Source organism: Micromonospora sonchi (genome assembly GCF_014646235.1).
Lineage (GTDB): Bacteria > Actinomycetota > Actinomycetes > Mycobacteriales > Micromonosporaceae > Micromonospora > Micromonospora sonchi.
Genome location: NZ_BMNB01000020.1, coordinates 14121 through 31657 on the forward strand (window position 1 = coordinate 14121; position 17537 = coordinate 31657).

Consider the following 17537-nt stretch of genomic DNA (forward strand, 5'->3'; position numbering starts at 1 on the left):
CGCCGGCAAGCCGACCCGGCGGCCGGTCGGGGTGCAGGGGGTCCCTACCCTTGGGGCACCTATGAGAAGGGAATTCATCATGCGTTTTGCGCGCGTACTCGCGCCCGCCGCGGTCGCGGTCGTGCTGCTCGCCGGCTGCGGGGGCGGTAACGGCGGCGGTGCGGCGGCGCCCACGTCCGCTCCGTCCAGCACCGCGCCCGCCGGCAACGGGGTCGCGGACCTGACGGCGGAGGAGATCCTGGCCGCGGCGACCGACGCCCTGAAGAAGGCGGGCTCCTACCAGATCACGGGCGAGGCGGTGGAGGACGGCGAGAAGATGTCCATGGACCTCCGGATCGCCGGCGACGATCTGGCCGGCACCATTGGCATGGGGAAGAGTTCCTTCGAGCTGCTGCTGGTGGGCGGCCAGCCCTACTTCAAGGCCGACGCCGCATTCTGGAAGCAGGTCGGCGGCTCGGAGGGCGCCGGAGTGGCCAAGCTGATCGGTGACCGGTGGGTCAAGGTCGGTAAGGACGACGACAACTTCAAGGGCCTCTTCGACCTCGCCGACACCGGAAAGATGCTCAAGCCCGACGGGGCCGTCACCAAGGGCGAGGTCAAGGAGATCGACGCCGGGCCGGCCATCGGGCTGGTCGACGAGAAGGACAAGGGCACGTTGTACGTGGCAACGACGGGCGAGCCGTACCCGCTGCTCATCGAGTCGTCCGACGGCGAGGTGGTGATCGGCGGGTTCGGGAAGTCGTTCCCGGAGATCAAGAAGCCGGCCGAGGACGAGGTCCTCGACTTCAGCGAGCTCGCCTCCGGCGCCTGACGGCACGGCGGTCTGCGCCGACACCGGGTCGGACAGCGGCGGGGCGGGACATCGGTCCCGCCCCGCCGCGCTGAACGCCTCAGCTCAGGAGCACGCTGAGCGCCTCAGCTCAGGAGGTGTACTTCTCCAGGGCGAGCTCGAGGGCGGCGCTGTCCGGCTGGGCGTACGCCTTCATGGTCTCCTTGTTGTAGGAGATGAAGCCCGGGCAACGGACCGCCGGGGCGTTGATCCGTCCACCGTCGCCGATCTTCTCGCCGGTCTTGGCGGCGTAGAAGGTCAGCGTGTAGCGCGCGGAGACATAGTCGACGGTGGCCTTCTTGCCGGAACTGTCGTACTCGCACTTGCGCGCCTCACCCTCGCTGCCCACCTCGAAGGCGAGGCAGGCGACGATGGAGACCGAGGCCCAGTCATTCGTCCGGGCGTAGTACGGCTTGTCGAAGCCGACCGACTTGCTCGTCCAGGACTCCGGGCGCTCCGGGGAGTTGGCGAAGGTGTAGACCTTGGCGCCCTTCGCGGTGGAGTACGGGGCGGCGTTGAGGATCGGGCTGCCCTCGCACACCGCCGACATGTCGCTGGAGTTGCGGGCGGTGATCGCGTTGTTGTTGAGCTGCTCGCCGGTCGGCGGCGCGGCCGAGGGGGCGCCGCTTTCCCCCGGGGAGGGCGCGCCGCTCTCGGTGGGCGAGCCGGTCGCGCCGGTGGCGACAGACGGCTCGTCCTCGTCGGCGAACATGAAGAAGCCGATGGTGCCACCGCAGGCGACCAGCACCGCCATGAGGGCGGCGCCGATACCCATGCCGAGCCAGAGCCCGGTCTTCGAGGATTTCTGCGGTGGGGCGCCGTACGGCGGCGGGGATGGCGGCGCGCCGAAGGCCGACGGGTATCCGGGCTGACCGATCGGAGAGCCGGGCGGAAGCGGTTGACCAACCGGAGAGCCGGGCGGCGTGCCCCACGCGGCGTTCGGATCCGGCTGCCCTCCGTACGGAGGGTGACTGTCACTCATGTGTTGCCCTTTGTCGAAGTCGAGAGGTTCACTGGCACATGATCACAGCCAGGGTAGTGAGCCGGGCAAACCAGGGCGGGCGCTCCACCAGCGGCGTTCCGCAGGATGGACACGCTTGGTGACGAAGTCCGGCACGGTGGGCGTCGGGCTTCCCCAACACTTCGACGCATCGAAATATTGCGTGATTGTTTCGCCGCATCGTAGGCTGCCGTGGGAGCGCTCCCGGCGAGTTCCGTGACGATCTTGTCGGAGCTGCCGTACCCACCCACGAGCAGAATGCGACGGTCCAGCATGAAGCATCCCCCGCGCCGCACCCGGCGCCTGTTGGTCACGGCCGGCACCATCGGTGCGCTGACCCTCGGCACGCTGGCATCCCTGCCCACCACCAGCGCGATGGCCGCGACCGGCTGCTCCGTGACCTACACGACGAACAGTTGGTCCGGCGGATTCACCGCGAGCGTGACCATCACCAACCTGGGCGACGCGGTCAGCAGTTGGACGCTCGGATTCTCCTTCCCGGACGGTGGCCAGCGCGTCACCCAGGGCTGGTCGGCGACGTGGAGCCAGAGCGGCAGAGCCGTGACGGCACAGAACCTGAGCTGGAACGGCTCGCTCGGCACCGGTGCCAGCACCAACATCGGCTTCAACGGCAGTTTCACCGGCGCCAACCCGTCACCGACCTCGTTCACCCTCAACGGCACGGTCTGCACCGGCTCGACCGGTCCCACCACGCCGGCACCGACGACTCCCCCGCCGAGCACTCCCCCGCCCACGACGCCACCGCCCGGCGGACAGACCCCGGTGGCCATCAACGGACAGCTGCGGGTCTGTGGGGTCAACCTGTGCAACCGGTACGGCCGACCGATCCAGCTGCGCGGGATGAGCAGCCACGGCATCCAGTGGTTCGGCAACTGCTACAACAGCGCCTCGCTCGACGCACTGGCCACCGACTGGCGGGCGGACCTGTTCCGCATCGCCATGTACGTGCAGGAGCAGGGTTACGAGACCGACCCGACCGGCTTCACCAACCGGGTCAACAACCTCGTCGAGGAGGCCACCCGCCGCGGCATGTACGCGATGGTCGACTTCCACACGCTGACCCCGGGCGATCCGATGCACAACCTGGAGCGGGCCAAGACCTTCTTCGCCACCGTCTCCGCCCGGCACGCGGCGAAGAACAACGTGATCTACGAGATCACCAACGAGCCCAACGGGGTGAGCTGGTCGACCATCAAGAACTACGCCGAGCAGGTCATCCCGGTGATCCGGGCCAACGACCCGGACGCGGTCATCATCGTCGGCACCCGGGCCTGGTCCTCGCTGGGCATCTCGGAGGGCGGCAACAGCACCGAGATCGTCAACAACCCGGTGAACGCCAGCAACATCATGTACGCGTTCCACTTCTACGCCGCGTCGCACCGGGACAACTACCGGGCCGAGGTGGAGCGGGCCGCGGCCCGGCTGCCGCTGTTCGTCACCGAGTTCGGCACGGTGGACTACACCGGTGACGGCGCGGCCGACCTGGCCAGCAGCACCCAGTGGTTGGATCTGCTGGACCGGCTGAAGATCGGCTACGCGAACTGGACGTTCTCCGACAAGGCCGAGGGCAGCGCCGCGCTGCGGCCCGGCACCTGTAACGGCAGCAACTACACCGGCACCTCCGTGCTCACCACCTCCGGCGCCTTCATGCGGGAGCGGATCCGCACCCCGGACAACTTCCCGACCAGCTGAGCCTGCCACCACCACCCGAGGCGGCCCCGACGCACACGCGCCGGGGCCGCCGTGGCAAGAGGACCGCCCGGCCACCAGTGGGGAGCCTGGTGGCCGGGCGGCCGGGGCGGGTAGCCACCCAACTTTCACCCGGTGCCGTTGCGCCGCAACGACATCGGTCGCCATCCATGATGGATCCCGTCGGGCCGGGAAGCCAGCATCAGCACGATAGCCGGAAGAGACTGCGCTGTCACCAGGGGTGAAGGGCGGATCTACTCCGGTACCGGACCGAGCAGCGAGTCGACGGGCCCGCCGGAACCGGCCGGGTACTCCCCCAGGGGCACCTCGTCCGCCCGCCAGGCGGCCAGCACCGGCTCGACGATGCGCCAGCACTCCTCGGCCACATCACCCCGCACCGACAGCGTCGGGTCCGCCTCGAAGGCGCCGCGCAGCACCTCGCCGTACGCCGGCAGTTCACCGGGACCGAAGTCGGCCGTCAGGCGGACCCGATCCAGGTCGAAGGGATTGCCAGGGCCGTTGATGTTGAGGTCGAGGCCGAGGCAGTCCGGGCCGAACCCGATCCGCAGCCGGTCGGGGCGTTCGTAGCCGGTGAGCCCGTCCGGCACCCGTTCCGGCTGCTTGAAGGTGATGATGGCCTCCTTGCGTACCGCCGACATGGCCTTGCCGGACCGCAGCCGGAACGGCACCCCCGCCCACCGCCAGGTGTCCACGGTGAGCACGATCTCGGCGAGGGTCTCCGTGCCGCGGGCCGGATCCACCCCCGGCTCGTCGGCGTAGTTCGGCAGCCGGCGTCCGTCGATCTCGCCCGCCGTGTAGCGGGCCCGCCGACTGGCCGCCACCGGGTCGTCGTCCCAGAGCCGGGCGGCCCGCAGCACCTGCGCCGTGCGGCCCCGCAGTTCCTGCGCGCTCACGCTCGGCGGCGGATCCATCGCGAGCAGGGCGAGCACCTGGAGCATATGGCTCTGCACCATGTCGATCAGCGCGCCGGCACCGTCGTAGTAGCCGGCCCGGCCCTCCAGCCCGAGGGTCTCGTCGAAGACGATGTCCACACAGGCCACATGCGCGGAGTTGAGCACCGGCTCGATGATCCGGTTGGCGAACCGCAGGCCGAGCAGGTTCAGCACCGTGGACTTGCCGAGGAAGTGGTCGATGCGGTGGACCTGCTCCTCCGGCACCAGGGTGGCCAGCAGGTTGTTCAGCGAGTGGGCCGAGATCCGGTCGACGCCGAACGGCTTCTCCAGCATCAGCCGGGTGCCGGGCGGCACACCGATGCGGGCCAGCATCGCCGCCGCGCGGGCGGCCACCATCGGCGGCAGCGCGAAGAAGATCACCAGTGGTCCGGTGCAGCCGGCCAGCAGCCGCCGCAGGCCCTCCTCGCTGGTCACGTCGGCGCGCACGTACCGGCTGGCCCGGATGACCTCGGACTCGCCCGCGCCGTCGGCGCCCACCGTGGCGAAGGAGTCGGCCACCCGGCGGCGCCAGCGCTCGTCATCCCAGGCGTCCATGCCGCTGCCAACCAGCCGCAGGCCGGGGACCGCGCCGGTGGCCAGCAACGCGCCCAGTCCGGGCAGCAGCAGCCGCCCGGTCAGGTCGCCGCTGGCGCCGAGCACCAGCAACGTCTGTCGCATGGGTGCGGTGGTGACAAAACTCGCGGGGGCGGTGGTGACGGAACTCGCGGGGGCGGAGGCCGGGGCGGTGGTGACGGAACTCGCGGGGGCGGCTGAGGGGGCGCGGGGTACCGACGTCGTCATGCCTCCACCATGCCGGGTAACGGTCGGCGGCCGGAAACTGGCCCCGGCGACGCGCATGCCCAGCGTGATCGGTCCGCCGCGTCCGGCTCGCGCCGCGATCTTCGTGTGGCAGGCTGGTCGTACCCCCGCCGGCGCAACGAGGCCGGCGACGCGCCGACCCTGCGAGGAGACGATCGATCCGATGGCTGCGGACGTCACCACCACCGAGGAGTGGCAGGCCCTACGCAAGCACGCCGACGAGATCCGCGCGACGCATCTGCGTGACCTGTTCGCCGGCGACCCCGCCCGGGGCGAACGGTTGACCGTCGAGGTGGCCGACCTGTACGTCGACTACAGCAAGAACCTGGTCACCGACGAGACCCTCGGGTTGCTGACCGCGCTGGCCGAGCGGGTCGGGCTCACCGAGCGGATCGCCGCGATGTTCGCCGGCAGCCACATCAACGGCACCGAGGACCGGGCCGTGCTGCACACCGCGCTGCGGCTGCCCCGCGACGCCGCGCTGAGGGTGGACGGCCAGGACGTGGTGGCCGACGTGCACGCCGTACGGCAGCGGATGGCCGAGTTCGCCGAGCAGGTGCGCGCAGGGCAGTGGCGCGGGCACACCGGCGAGCGGATCCGCACCGTGGTCAACATCGGCATCGGCGGCTCCGACCTGGGGCCGGTGATGGCGTACGAGGCCCTGAAGGCGTACCGCGACGGCGGCATCAGTTGCCGCTTCGTGTCGAACATCGACCCCACCGACATCCACGACACCACCGCGGACCTGGACCCGGCGAGCACCCTGTTCGTGGTGGTGTCCAAGACCTTCTCCACCCAGGAGACCCTGGCCAACGCCCACCAGGCCCGGCGCTGGCTGCTGGCCGGGCTCGACGCCGGCGAGGAGGCGGTGGCCAAGCACTTCGTCGCGGTCAGCACCAACGCGCCGCGGGTGAGCGACTTCGGCATCGACCCGGCGAACATGTTCGGCTTCTGGGACTGGGTCGGCGGCCGGTATTCGCTGCCCTCCGCGGTGGGCCTGTCGGTGCTGCTCGCCATCGGGCCGGCCCGCTTCGACGAGCTGCTCGCCGGTTACCACGCCGTCGACGAGCACTTCCGCACCGCGCCGCCGGCCCGCAACGCGCCGGTGCTGCTCGGGCTGCTCAACATCTGGTACACCAACTTCCTCGGTGCGCAGACCCACGCGGTGTTGCCGTACTCGCAGTACCTGCACCGGTTCCCCGCGTACCTGCAACAGCTGACCATGGAGAGCAACGGCAAGTCGGTGCGTACCGGCGGGCAGGCGGTGTCGTACGACACCGGGGAGATCTTCTGGGGCGAACCCGGCACCAACGGTCAGCACGCCTTCTACCAGCTGCTGCACCAGGGCACCCGGCTGGTGCCGGCGGACTTCATCGGGTTCACCGAGCCCAACCACGACATCGGCGACATGCACGACCTGTTCATGTCCAACTTCTTCGCCCAGACCGCCGCGCTGGCCTTCGGCCGCACCGCCGAACAGGTCGCGGCGGAGGGCACCCCGGCGGCGCTCGTGCCGCACCGGGTGATGGCGGGCAACCACCCCAGCACCACGATCGTCGCCGACCGGCTGACCCCGGCCACCCTCGGTCAGTTGGTCGCCCTCTACGAGCACATCGTGCTCACCGAGGGCGCGATCTGGGACATCAACCCGTTCGACCAGTGGGGCGTCGAACTGGGCAAGGTGATGGCCAACCAGCTCGCGCCGCTGCTCACCGGCGACCGGGCCGAGCTGGCGGACCTCGACTCCTCCACCGCCGCCCTGATCCGCCGCTACCGAGCCGAGCGCCGGCGGGACTAGCGGCCCGACGCGGACGGCAGGCAACGGCGATCTGTCATGCAACTGTCATCCAACCGTGCGGTCGACTCCAAGGTTGGTGCGCAAGGTGGTGGTCGATCGGAACGGCGCGTCTGGTCGCCGGCATCGACGACGAAGGAGATCGCTGTGGTGATGCCGTGGCCCTGGCCCATGCCCGACGACCACTCCTTCCGTGCTCTCTGGGACAACCCGCAGGACCATGACGAGGATGTCCGCCTCGCCGCGCTGGTCGCCCAGCGGCTGAGCGCCGACTGGACGACCCGCCGGCAGCAGATCACGGTCATGGTGCAGAACCGCGTGGTGATCCTCACCGGCCTGGTCGCCGGGGCCGAGACCCGGCGAGCCGCCGGCGAGCTGGCCTGGGATGTCGAGGGCGTGGTGGACGTCTGCAACGCTCTGCGGCTGGCCGGTCACCGGCGCGGTCGCCGCTGATCTCCGGCCCGCCCACGCCACCCGGCACCGGTGTCGCGGGCGGGCCGGACAGCACCCACCGGCGAGCCGCCACCGGCGTGGCTCAGGAGGCGGCGTGGCTCAGGAGGCGGCGTCGCCGACGCTCGGCGGGCCGGCTTCCAGCAGGGCGAGCGCGGCGGTCCGGTCGTCGGCGACGCAGAAGACCTCGGCCAGGCGGGTGACCTTGAGGACCTGCCGGATCAGCGGCGAGATCGTCACGACGCACAGCCGCCTGCCACGCTCGGCGGCGAGGCGGTGTGCGCGGGCGAGCAGCCCGAGGGCGGTGGAGTCGATCAGGTCGGTGCGGCCCAGGTCGACGAGAACGTGACCACCCATGTCGGCGGCGTGCCGCAGCGCCTGCCGAAGGGTGTCACCGGTGTCGAGGTCCACGTCGCCGGCGACGGTCACCACGGTGACGTCGCCAACGTGCTCGATGCCGAGGATGCCGCCGGGCACGCCGCCACCTGCCGGCCCGAGCCGGGTGCAGTGGGTGCACCGGTGCGGTCCGGCGGCGAGCGGGGAGCCGCTCCAGCCGTGCTCGGAGATCAGGGCCCAGGCCACCTCACTGTCGGACGGCACGCGGGGGCCGGCGACGGTGTCACCGCAGCTGTCACAGGTCAGGGTGACCAGGTGATCCTCCAGGACGACGGCCATGGCGTGCTCCTTCCGCGTCAATCGGTCGGCCACCCACCCTGCACGGGTCAGGTAGCGGGGACCACGCGGACATATGACGATTAGGTGACGAATCGATTTTCGCGACCCCGGTTCGACGCACCCGATCGGGTGGTCGCGGGCGCCGGGCGGGTACGCCGTGGTGGGCCCGCCCGTAGCGTCGAGAGCAGTGGCCACGAGGTGAGGAGCGGGTCGGTGACCGAGCCGGAGGAAGATCGCGAGAAGAGCAGAAAGACCGATCCCGTGCTGTTCTCTCCCGACGGCGACCCGCACCACAACCTCGCGCAGGCGCCACAGCCCGACGAGCATCCGCCGGCGCGGTTCACCCACGACGGCGAGACCGACATCGTCGGTGACGAACGTTAGCCTGCGGCTGGTTCAGCCGCGCCGGGCGAGGGCGGCGGCCAGTTCGTCGTCGTAGGTGGCGAGTTCGCGCCCGTCGGCGGCGTAGGCGACCAACCGTCCGTGGGTCATGGTCGCCGACCGGAACGAGAACGTCCGGACGCCCGGGTAGGTGGCCAGCAGCGGGATGCTGCGCGGCGGACCGCCGGGGGCGGAGTGGTATTCGAGTCGGTCCACCTGGGCGGAGACCACGCCGTTGACCCGTACCTTGGTCTTCTCGGTGCGGGTGTCGAAGGTGACCGGAGCGCCGGTGCCGAAGTCGGCGCACTCCGCGGGACTGCGACAGACGAAGAAGTAGCGCGGGTTGGCGACCTCCTCCGGCCCGTACGCCTTGAAGGTGGGATCGGCGCCGGCGGGCAGTGGCTGTACGGCGAAGAACGCAAGGATGCCGGCGGCCGCGACGCCCACCCGCAGCCAGGCCCGCCGGAGGGCGGCCCGACGGGCGGGACGGACGGCGACCGCGACCGCACCGAAGCCCGCCAGGCACAGCAGGCACACCCCGAGCGTACGGGCGTTCTCGAAGAGGAACTGCACGCCGGGCCGCATCGACACCGGTCCCAGCACCACGCCCAGGGAGAGCAGCATGCTGGTCAGCAGCGCGGCGCCGGCCAGCCGCCGGGTCACGCCCGCCGCACCGATCAGCAGCATCGCGGCCAAGACCGGCCAGACCTGGTGATGCGTCCAGGACACCGGAGACGCGGCCACGGTGGCGCAGCCGACGAGCACCACGGCGTGCCCGGGTCGCCCCTGCCCGGCCAGTTGCCGGGCCCGGAACAGTGCCACCGCACAGACGACGACCACCAGCGCCGCCCAGACCAGTGGCAGGGCGTCGTCGGGCAGGCCGAGGCGGAGCAGCATCCCGTGCACGGACTGGTTGCCCAGCGACGCCAGGTTGCCGATCCGGGAGGTCTCGGTCACGGTGCCCGCCCAGTAGGTCAGGCTCTCCCCGGGCAGGATCGCGAGGGCGAGCGCGCCGCACGCGACGAACGTGGCCGCCGCGCGGGCGGCGTCGCGGTACCGGCCGCAGACCAGGAAGTAGACCACGAACAGCAACGGGGTGAGTTTGATCGCCGCGGCCACCCCGACCAGCACACCGCGGACCCGCGACGGCCGGCCCATGCCGTCGAGCAACGCCAGGAGCACGAGGAAGATGCTCACCTGGCCGAAACGCAGGTTGCTCTGCACCGGCGCGGAGAGCATGAGCAGCACCGCCACCGCCGGCATCGGCTGGCCGGCACGCCCGGTCCCCAGTGCGCGACCGACCGGCACGGCCAGGGCGACCACCGCCGCGCAGGTCGCCGCCAACCAGACCGCTTCGACCACGCCGAGCGCGACGGTGGTGATCGGCCAGAGCACGAGGGCGGCGAACGGCGGATAGGTGAAGGGACCGCCGTTGGCCGCCACGTACCCGTAGAGCGGACGCCCGGCGCGCAGGTCGGCCAGCGCACCGTGATAGATGTGCAGGTCGGACAGGCGGTCCGGGCGCCGTAGGACGAGCGCGACCGACACCAGGGCGGCCACCGCGAACCCGGCCCACAGCAGCGCCACCCGACGATCCCGCATGGACCAAGGATAGAAAATTGTCGTCGTTCCCGTCGTCCCGGCCGCCGCCGACGTTCTCACCCGGGTGGCGGGCCGCCGACGCCTTGCCGCATCACCCCATTAGCACTGACAATCATCTATGTTCCTGAGCCGGACGAGATCGGGCGCCGGGCAGCCCTCGATCGGAACACCACCCTGTCCACTTCCGTCCGGAGGACCTGACTTCATGAAGAAGACGATCAGATTGTGGTGCGCCGCCCTGGCGGCCGTCGCACTGACCGCGCTGACCGCGCTGTCGGTATCGAGCCCGGCGTCGGCGGCGACGCTGACCGAGGTGACCAACTTCGGCACCAACCCCAGCAACCTGCGCATGCACCTCTACGTACCGGACCGGGTCGCACCCCGACCCGGGATCCTGGTCGTGGTGCACTACTGCACCGGCAGCGGGCCCGCGATGCACACCGGCACCCAGTTCGCATCCCTGGCCGACCAGTACGGCTACATCGTGATCTACCCGTCGGTGACCCGCAGCAGCAAGTGCTTCGACGTCTACTCCGCCCAGGCCCTGCGGCGGGGCGGCGGCAGCGACCCGGTCGGCATCATGTCGATGGTGGACTACGTCCGGGCACGGTACCCCGTCGACTCCGCCCGGATCTTCGCCACCGGCACCTCCTCCGGGGCGATGATGACCAACGTCCTGCTCGGGCTCTATCCGGACGTGTTCGCCGGCGGCGCCGCGTTCGCGGGCGTGCCGTTCGGTTGCTTCGCCACCACTGGCGGTTCGGAGTGGAACAGCGAGTGCGCCAACGGGCAGATCATCCGCACCCCGCAACAGTGGGGTGACCTGGTGCGCAACGCGTACCCCGGGTACAACGGGCCGCGACCGCGCATGCAGATCTGGCACGGCACCAACGACGACACCCTGCGATACCCGAACTTCGGTGAGCAGGTCAAGCAGTGGACCAACCTGCACGGGCTGAGCCAGACCCCCACCTTCACCGACAGCCCGCAGGCCGGCTACACGCGCACGCGCTACGGCAGTTCCGGCGGCAACGCGCCGGTCGAGGCGATCAGCATGCAGGGCGTGTCGCACAACCTGCCGGTCGACGCCGCCCAGGCCGTACGCTTCTTCGGCCTCAACGTCACGAACCCGACGCCGTCGCCGACCGCGACCTCGTCGCCGAGCCCGACGGTGTCACCGAGCCCGACGGTGTCGCCGAGCCCGACGGTGTCACCGACGGTCGGCCCCACCACGCCGCCGCCGAGCCCGACCGTGCCGCCGGGCGCCGGGTGCCAGATCCGGTACGAGGTCAATGCCTGGAACACCGGGCTGACCGCCTCGGTGACCATCACCAACACCGGCTCCACCGCTGTGAACGGCTGGAGCCTGGCGTTCACCCTGCCCGCCGGACAGAGCATCACCAACGGCTGGAACGCGACGTACTCCCCGACCTCCGGTGCGGTGACCGCGCGCAACGTCTCCTACAACGGCACCATCGCCCCGAAAACCTCCACCACCATCGGTTTCCAGGCAAACCACAGCGGTAACACCGATCGGCCGGCTTCGTTCACCCTCAACGGAATGTTCTGCTCGATCAACTGATCCCACACCCAACCCGTTGCCGGGGCCGGCACGGCTGCCCGCTGTGCCGGCCCCGGCCGTCGGCAGCGCGCCACCACCAACCCCAACCCGGAGGAACCCGCATGCTGTTCCGGACAACGACGCGACGACCACGCCGCTGGCTGGTCGTCGCCGCCACGCTGGCCATGCTCGGCGCCGCCACGACGGTCGCCGCGCCGAGCGCGATGGCCGCCACCGTCGATCCGAACGCCACGTACGTCTTCGTCAACCGACACAGCGGCAAGGCGATGGACGTGTGGAACTGGTCCACCGCCGACAACGCCCCGATCAACCAGTACGCCCGCAACGACGCCGCGGTGCAGCAGTGGCGCTTCGTCGACGTCGGCGGCGGCTACCACCAGATCCGCTCGGTGCACAGCGGCAAGGTCCTCGAGCTGCCCAACGCCACCGACGGCGTGCAGCTGGTGCAGAACGCCGCGGCCAGCGGCAACACCCGCCAGCACTTCCGGCTGGCCGACTCCGACGGCGGCCATGTCCGCTTCATCAACCGGCACTCCAACAAGGCGCTGGACGTGTGGGGCTGGTCCACCGCCGACGGCGGCATGATCTCCCAGTACCAGGACGTCAACGGCGCCAACCAGCAGTGGCGGCTCGTCGCCCTCGGCACCGGCGGCGGCAACGGCGGCGGCGACTGCGGCAGTGGTGCCTTCCAGGCCGAGGCGGTGCTCAGCGGCGGTACCTGGACCGCCCGCAACGGCGGCACGACGGTCTACACCGGCGGCGACATGCGCTCCGCCGTGCAGGCCGCGGTGAACAGCCTCAGCGCCGGTCGAACCAGCAAACAACGGGTCGTCGTACGCGGCTCCGGCTCGATCAGCGCCGGCTCCCGCATCTCCCTGCCCAGCTACACCACCATCGACGTGTGCGGCACGATCAACGTGACCGGCTCCGGCAGCGGTGACCAGGCGCCGATCTACTCCCGTGGCACCACCCAGATCGAGGTGCAGCACCTCACCGTCACCGGTTCCCCGTTGTACGGCATCTTCCTGCGCAACGTCACCGACGTGGTGCTCGGCCAGATCGACATGCGCCTCTCCAGCGGCCTGGGCGTACGCATCGACAACCGCGGTGACACCAGCCAGTGGACCCGCAACGTCCGCATCGACAACGTCTACGTCTCCGGCGCCAGTTCGCACGCCGTGGAGACGTACGGGGTGGACGGGTTGACCGTCGGCACCGTGACCGCGCGCAACGTCGGCGAGTCCGGGCTGCTGCTCAACCAGACGATCAACGCCACGGTGACCACGGTCGACGCGGAGAACGCGGGCACCGGCACCGGGTACGCGGCGTTCCGAATCGCCAACCGCGCCGGCCGGATCGGCTCCGGCTACCCGACCAACATCCGGGTGGGCACCGTACGGGCGCGCGGCGGCGGCCGGGGCATCTTCTGCGTCTCGGAGTCCGGTGGCCTGGCGGTCAACCGGGTCGACATCGCCAACACCGGCAACAACGCCATCCTCCTGGAGAACTGCTACGGCGTGGACATCGCCGCGGGAGGTGGCACGATCAGCGGCGGCGGGGAGGTACGCCTGGCCGCCCGCACCGAGTTCCCCGGCAACCGGGATCTGACCCTGCGCAACTTCACGCTGGTCAACAGCCGGATCCTGGAGAACCCCTGCACGACCAACCTGACCATCAGCAACATCGCCCTGAACAACTCGACCATCAGCCGCTGCTGAGCAGTCCGGCCCAGCGATGCCGAGCCGGGCCGACGCACGAGGCGTCGGCCCGGCCGGCTTGTTAAGAAGGGCCCCTTCCTATGCATCAGGCGTTAAGAAGGGCCCTTCCTTTCACTCAGCTGGCGGTGCAGGTGGGGGTGGCGGAGGGGCCGGTGCCGTTGCCCTGGAAGCCGAACTCGGTGCTGGTTCCGGGGTTGACCGTGCCGTTGTAGCTGACGTTGCGGAACGTCACGTTGCCGCTGGTGCCACTGGCCTGGGCGTTCCAGGTGTTGGTCACCGTGCTGCCGCCGGGTAGCGCGATGCTCACCGACCAGCCGTTGAGCCTGGTGGAGCCGGCGTTGACGTGGACCGTGGCGACGAATCCGCCGTTCCACTGGTTCAGGGACACCGAGGCGGTGCAGCCGGCGCCGCCGGGCGGCGGCGTGGTCGGCGGCGGCGCGGTGGTGGGCGGCGGGGGCGCGGTGGTGGGCGGCGGCGGTGCGGTGGTGGGCGGCGGGGTCGTACCGCCGGCGTTCAACGCCTCCAGGGTGGAGTTGTACGCCTGCTTCTTGTTGCCGCCGTTGTCGAAGAGCAGCGGGGTGCCGCCGGAGCGCCACGAGTCGGAGTCACGGATGCCCCACACCGTGATGCCGTTGCAGCGGGGCACGGCGAGGCAGTCGGTCACCACGTTGCGGTAGGTGTTGGCCTGCTGGGTGCCGGAGCCCTCGATGTCCAGCTCGGTGATCTGCACGTCGACCCCGAGGGCGGCGAAGCTGGACAGCGTGGTGCGGTAGTTGCCCGGGTAGGGCGAGTTGGGGTTGAAGTGCGACTGGAACCCGACGCAGTCGATCGGCACGCCACGCTGCTTGAAGTCCTGCACCATCCGGTAGACGCCCTGGGTCTTGGCGTGGGTCCAGTCGTCGGTGTTGTAGTCGTTGTAGCAGAGCTTGGCGCCCGGATCGGCGGCACGGGCGGCACGGAACGCGGCCTCGATCCAGTCGTTGCCGGTACGCTGCAGGTTCGAGTCGCGCCGGCCACCGCTGCTGCCGTCGGCGAACGCCTCGTTCACCACGTCCCACGAATGGATCTTGCCGCGGTAGTAGGTCGCCACCCGGGTGACGTGGTTGAGCATCGCGTTGCGCAGCGTGGTGCCGGACATGTTCTGCATCCAGCCGGGCTGCTGCGAGTGCCAGGCCAGCGTGTGACCGCGCACGGACATGCCGCGCGAGATGGCGTGGTTGACGATCCGGTCCGCGTTGGAGAAGTTGAACTGCCCCTGCTGCGGCTCCGTCGCGTCGATCTTCATCTCGTTCTCGGGGGTGACCGAGTTGAATTCGCGATTGAGGATGCCGACGTAGGTGGAGTCGCCGAGCTTGTTGGCGGCGATGGCGGCACCGAAGTACCGGCCCTTCTCCGCTGCGGAGGCGCCGAGGGTGGTCGCCGCGCTGGCGCTGGAGGCCACCATTACGCCGGTGGCGACGAGGGCGAGACCGACCACGGCCGAGACCAGCGCGGTACGCGGTCGCGGTCGGGTCGCCGGCCGCCCGCTGGCGCGGGCGAAGGCATTGTTCATGGCATGAGCCTTTCGACGAAGCCGTGCTGATGGGAAGCCGGCCCCGACTACTGCCCAACACGGTGGTTTCCCGTCGCGGCGCGGTCGCCCGGATGCCGCGCTGGCCGGTGCGCTCAGCCGGCCACCGTGAGTAGATCGAGGCTGTTCTATCGGAACAGTATCGAAACATGTCCGCAAGCTCAACGTGCCCGGACCGTCTTCTTCGGACTGACGCATGCCACCGCCGCGGTCCGATCCGGAGTGAATCACAGCCAGGCACCCGGACCACCGGGACCGAAAGTTTCGGTGCCGCCGATCAGCCGGCCACCGCTCGGCGGTCGCCGAGGTGCCGATCGGCCGGGGCCGCGGTCAGCCGGAGACCGGGACGGCGCCGGGCGGTGCCGCCGCGACCGGCTCCCCGAGCAGGGCGGCCAGCCAGCGCAACTGACGCCGGACGTGGGTCGCGTCCCCGTGTTCGTGGCCGTTGAACGGGTACACGTGCATGCTCCGCGCCGGCAACGGCCCGTCGCCGGCGGCGCCGTACTGGTTGTAGGCGGCGAACCCGGTGCTGGGCGGGCAGATGAGGTCGCGCAGCCCGATGCCGAAGTGCGTCGGCGCGGTGGCCCGCCGGGCGAAGCTGACACCGTCGACGTAGGAGAGGGTGTTGCGCACCGCCGCCTCGGCGTCCCGGTTGATCGCGAGGTAGTTGACGATCTCGCCGTACACGCCGACGTCGGTGATCTCGATGGCCCGCTGGAAGTGGCAGAGGAACGGCGCGGTGGCGAGCACGGCGGCGAGGTCCGGTACGAGCCCGGCGACCGCGAGCGCCAGCCCACCGCCCTGGCTGTTGCCCGCGACGACCACCCGCCGCGGGTCGACTCCCGGCAGGGCACGAGCGGCCTGGACCGCCCGCACCGCGTCGGTGATGAGTCGACGGTAGTAGTAGCCGGCCGGCGACAGGATCCCCCGGGTCACCGGCGAGGGCCCGCCTGGCGCGCTGCCGTGCGGGTCGGCCGTGTCACCCGCGCCGTACTGCCCGGACTGTCCCCGGGCGTCCATCAGCAGGTGCGCGTACCCGGCGACCGGCCAGATCAGCCGCTCGTGCGGCAGCCCCCGGCCGCGCCCGTAGCCGACGTACTCGACGATCACCGGCAACATGCCGTCGGCTCCGGTGGGGCGGGTGTACCAGGCCCGGACCGGGTCACCGGCGAAGCCCGCGAAAGTGACGTCCCAGGTGTCCAGCAGGCGCAGGTCGGTCGGCTCGGAACGGACGTCGAGCAGCACCGGCATCTGCGCCGCCGCGTCCAGGGTGGCCCGCCAGAACGTGTCGAAATCGGCGGGCTCGGCCACCGTGGGCGCGTAGTCGCGCAGTTGGTCGAGGGGCAGGTCGAACAGGGGCATGGGCTCCTCGCAGGTGATTGGTCAGGACCGCCGGGGCGGCGCGGTGCTCTCGCGTACCACCAGCTCGGCGACCAGGTCGATGCGGCTGGTGGGCAGGGCCTCCCCGCGCGCGAGGTCGAGCAGCATCTGGGTGGCCGTGCCGGCCATGTCGCGCAACGGCTGATTGACCGTGGTCAGCGCGGGGCCGATCCAGGCCGAGACCGGCAGGTTGTCGTACCCGACCACGGACAGGTCGGCCGGGACGTCGAGGCCGAGCTGCCGGGCCGCCCGCAGCACTCCCATCGCCTGCAGGTCCGAGCCGGCGAAGATCGCCGTCGGCCGGTCGGGCCCGCTGAGCAACTCTATGCCCTGCCGGTAGCCGGCGTCGAGGTGGAAGGTCCCGGAGCGGACCAGGCAGGGATCGACGGGTACGCCGAACTCCTCGTGGGCGCAGCGGAAGCCCGCCGCGCGCGCCCGGGCGCAGAGCACGCCCTGCGGACCGGAGATGATCGCGATCCGACGGTGCCCGAGCTCCAGCAGGTGGCGGGTGGCGAGCAGGCCGCCGTTCCAGTTGTTCGAGCCCACGGTGGGCACCGAGGCCGCGCTGGCGCTGTCGGTGTCGACCACGACGACCGGGATCGCCTGACGCCGCAACCGCTGCCGCTGCTGGCCGGTCAGGTTGCACATGACCAGCAGAACGCCGAGCGGACGTCGGGCGATCACCGTGTCGAGCCACGACGGCGCCGGCCGGTGCGCGCCGCTCAGCTGCGTCAGCACCACGGTGAGCCGTTGCGCGGTGGCGACGGTCTCGACCCCCCGGATGATCTCCAGCGCCCAGTCGGAGCCGAACTCGTGGAACACCAGGTCTATCTGACCCTCACCGGCGGCCCGGCGGGCGCGGCGGCGGTAGTGGTGCCGCTCCAGGCTGGCCTCGACGCGGGCCCTGGTGCCCGCCGCGACGTCCGACCGTCCGTTGAGGACCTTAGAGACCGTCGCCGACGAGACACCGACCTCCCGCGCGATGGTCGCGATCGTCGCGATCGTCGCGGAGCCGAGCGCCGTCGGTGGACGGTGTACGGTCATCGGAATCCCTGCAACCGGTCGGCGAAAAT

Annotated in this window: 14 protein-coding genes; 7 read left to right on the top strand and 7 right to left on the bottom strand. The window is 70.7% G+C overall.

All coding sequences use genetic code 11. The annotated features are described in order from the left end of the window. Window positions 1–79 precede the first annotated feature (79 nt). Entirely contained in the window at window positions 80–811 is a 732-nt protein-coding gene (locus tag IEY61_RS20410; RefSeq protein WP_189046716.1) for a hypothetical protein, read from the top strand. 109 nt (window positions 812–920) lie between these two features. On the opposite strand, the gene IEY61_RS20415 is transcribed toward IEY61_RS20410, so the two are convergent. Beyond that, a complete protein-coding gene (locus tag IEY61_RS20415; RefSeq protein WP_189046718.1) occupies window positions 921–1811 on the bottom strand; it encodes a hypothetical protein in 891 nt (296 codons plus the stop codon). Between the two features lie 291 nt (window positions 1812–2102). Here IEY61_RS20415 and IEY61_RS20420 point away from each other — a divergent pair, with 291 nt between their 5' ends. Continuing rightward, window positions 2103–3542, top strand: coding sequence for a cellulase family glycosylhydrolase (locus tag IEY61_RS20420; protein ID WP_189046719.1), 1440 nt, complete (start codon window positions 2103–2105; stop codon window positions 3540–3542). A gap of 251 nt (window positions 3543–3793) precedes the next feature. Here the strand turns inward: IEY61_RS20420 and IEY61_RS20425 are convergent, their stop codons facing one another. Continuing rightward, the gene (locus IEY61_RS20425) at window positions 3794–5293 is read right to left on the bottom strand and encodes a glucose-6-phosphate dehydrogenase (protein WP_373293188.1); all 1500 of its coding nucleotides are present in this window, start codon (window positions 5291–5293) and stop codon (window positions 3794–3796) included. Window positions 5294–5474: 181 nt separating this feature from the next. Here IEY61_RS20425 and pgi point away from each other — a divergent pair, with 181 nt between their 5' ends. Both pgi and IEY61_RS20435 read left to right on the top strand, forming a co-directional pair. Continuing rightward, window positions 5475–7109, top strand: coding sequence for a glucose-6-phosphate isomerase (gene pgi, locus IEY61_RS20430; protein ID WP_189046724.1), 1635 nt, complete (start codon window positions 5475–5477; stop codon window positions 7107–7109). 150 nt (window positions 7110–7259) lie between these two features. Then, window positions 7260–7559, top strand: coding sequence for a BON domain-containing protein (locus IEY61_RS20435; RefSeq protein ID WP_189046844.1), 300 nt, complete (start codon window positions 7260–7262; stop codon window positions 7557–7559). A gap of 99 nt (window positions 7560–7658) precedes the next feature. Here the strand turns inward: IEY61_RS20435 and IEY61_RS20440 are convergent, their stop codons facing one another. Then, window positions 7659–8231 carry an STAS domain-containing protein gene (locus IEY61_RS20440; RefSeq protein WP_189046726.1) on the bottom strand — a complete coding sequence of 191 codons (573 nt, stop codon included), beginning with the start codon at window positions 8229–8231 and terminating at the stop codon, window positions 7659–7661. Window positions 8232–8444: 213 nt separating this feature from the next. Here IEY61_RS20440 and IEY61_RS20445 point away from each other — a divergent pair, with 213 nt between their 5' ends. Next, a complete protein-coding gene (locus IEY61_RS20445) occupies window positions 8445–8615 on the top strand; it encodes a hypothetical protein (protein WP_189046728.1) in 171 nt (56 codons plus the stop codon). A gap of 12 nt (window positions 8616–8627) precedes the next feature. On the opposite strand, the gene IEY61_RS20450 is transcribed toward IEY61_RS20445, so the two are convergent. Beyond that, window positions 8628–10214: a glycosyltransferase 87 family protein gene (locus tag IEY61_RS20450; RefSeq protein WP_189046730.1), complete on the bottom strand. Its 1587-nt coding sequence runs from the start codon at window positions 10212–10214 to the stop codon at window positions 8628–8630. Between the two features lie 205 nt (window positions 10215–10419). Here IEY61_RS20450 and IEY61_RS20455 point away from each other — a divergent pair, with 205 nt between their 5' ends. Together IEY61_RS20455 and IEY61_RS20460 are read left to right on the top strand one after the other, a co-directional pair. Beyond that, window positions 10420–11796: an extracellular catalytic domain type 1 short-chain-length polyhydroxyalkanoate depolymerase gene (locus IEY61_RS20455; RefSeq protein WP_189046732.1), complete on the top strand. Its 1377-nt coding sequence runs from the start codon at window positions 10420–10422 to the stop codon at window positions 11794–11796. 101 nt (window positions 11797–11897) lie between these two features. After that, window positions 11898–13514 (top strand): RICIN domain-containing protein, encoded by a 1617-nt coding sequence (locus IEY61_RS20460; RefSeq protein ID WP_189046734.1) that lies wholly within the window; start codon window positions 11898–11900, stop codon window positions 13512–13514. A gap of 115 nt (window positions 13515–13629) precedes the next feature. Here the strand turns inward: IEY61_RS20460 and IEY61_RS20465 are convergent, their stop codons facing one another. The 3 genes from IEY61_RS20465 to IEY61_RS20475 form a co-directional block, all read right to left on the bottom strand. Beyond that, window positions 13630–15066, bottom strand: a complete 1437-nt coding sequence (locus IEY61_RS20465; RefSeq protein ID WP_189046736.1) for a glycoside hydrolase family 10 protein — start codon at window positions 15064–15066, stop codon at window positions 13630–13632. 348 nt (window positions 15067–15414) lie between these two features. Further along, window positions 15415–16446 (bottom strand): acetylxylan esterase, encoded by a 1032-nt coding sequence (locus tag IEY61_RS20470; protein WP_189046738.1) that lies wholly within the window; start codon window positions 16444–16446, stop codon window positions 15415–15417. A gap of 21 nt (window positions 16447–16467) precedes the next feature. After that, on the bottom strand, window positions 16468–17508 hold the full coding sequence (locus IEY61_RS20475; RefSeq protein ID WP_189046740.1) for a LacI family DNA-binding transcriptional regulator: 1041 nt from the start codon (window positions 17506–17508) through the stop codon (window positions 16468–16470). Between the last annotated feature and the right edge of the window lie 29 nt (window positions 17509–17537).